This is a genomic window from Vibrio sp. S/42/10, from assembly GCF_029890535.1.
GTDB classification, from domain to species: domain Bacteria; phylum Pseudomonadota; class Gammaproteobacteria; order Enterobacterales; family Vibrionaceae; genus Vibrio; species Vibrio cyclitrophicus.
The window spans coordinates 1-506 of record NZ_JAKMZC010000052.1 but is presented as its reverse complement, the minus strand read 5'-3'; the positions used below and the strand labels follow the sequence as shown (position 1 = coordinate 506).

The 506-nt window shown below is 40.5% G+C and carries 2 tRNA genes; both read left to right on the top strand.

The features are described from left to right. Nucleotides 1-38: 38 nt before the first annotated feature. Nucleotides 39-114: transfer RNA gene (locus L8S15_RS21790), tRNA-Lys, on the top strand. Between the two features lie 70 nt (nt 115-184). Next, nucleotides 185-260 (top strand) — tRNA-Val (locus L8S15_RS21785). Nucleotides 261-506: the final 246 nt, after the last annotated feature.

Genomic DNA, 506 nt, shown 5'->3' with positions numbered 1-506 from the left:
GCGGTAACAGGGGTTCGACTCCCCTACGGGATACCATTGGGTCGTTAGCTCAGTTGGTAGAGCAGTTGACTTTTAATCAATTGGTCGCAGGTTCGAATCCTGCACGACCCACCATTCTTTCTCCGCGTAAAGGATGGCTTTTATTTTCACTTTTATTAAAAGTGAAGACAAAAGAAACTATCGTGGGCGATTAGCTCAGTTGGGAGAGCACCTGCCTTACAAGCAGGGGGTCACTGGTTCGAGCCCGGTATCGCCCACCATTCTCTAAATATTCTTGGTTATTTACATATCCAAACCACTTCTTTTGTCGTTGGTTGGTATCTTTGACCCTGAGAGTCTTTAGAAAATGTGAATCTTAGAACACTGTTCTTAAAGTCTCATGCTCTTTAACAATTTGGAAAGCTGACTGATTGATTACTTACGAGTAATTCAATCAAATTTAAAAGTTCTCAATGTTTATCTTTCATTAGATAAACACAACAAACACATTCAAGTGTCTTGTATTC